Raw genomic sequence first — 579 nt, 5'->3', positions numbered from 1 at the left:
CCAGGACGCTGGAGGCGGTGATCGTGTAGCCGTGGATCTCGACGAGCTGTTTGGTGATGGCCAGGCCGAGGCCTTCGCCGGGGTGTTCGCGGCCGCGCTGATCGTCTGCATTCCACTGACCCTCGCCGTCTCGCCCGATCTCGGCAGCCGCTGGCGCACGGCGCTCACCCCGTTCCCGTGGCTGATCGGCGTCGCGCTCGCCGCGGCCGCCCTGGTGGTGTTCCTGCGCGGCCGTGACGTCTCGGCCGCCCCGATGCGCGCCGCCGAACGCACCCAGCTCCTGCTGCCGCTCGTGCCCGCCGCCGGATTCGGCTTCCTGTCGCTGGTCGCCACGGGGAACACCTGGGAACCGGGGGTGAAAATCCTGGTGGCCGGGCTCGGTCTGCTCGCCCTGACCGGAATGGCCGTCGTGGGCAGCCGCGACGCCACCACCGGCAGCCCGTTCGGGGCCGCGCTCGTCATGGTGATGATCGGTCTGCTGACCCAGCCCGTCGCCGGTCCGCTGGCGGGGCTGAGCATGGCCAACCGGGGCGCCGAAGGGTTCCCGCTCTGGGCGTTCGCGGCGGGCGGGGCGGCGGC

General features: G+C 73.4%; 1 protein-coding gene. It reads left to right on the top strand.

Annotation, left to right across the window (positions count from 1 at the left end):
* Positions 1-31: 31 nt before the first annotated feature.
* Positions 32-579 (top strand): hypothetical protein (locus tag ACYVE7_RS35390; RefSeq protein WP_460371066.1); only part of this gene is annotated, 548 nt, incomplete at its 3' end.

The organism is Actinocorallia lasiicapitis, assembly GCF_054778695.1.
This window is presented reverse-complemented; position numbering and strand designations above follow the sequence as displayed.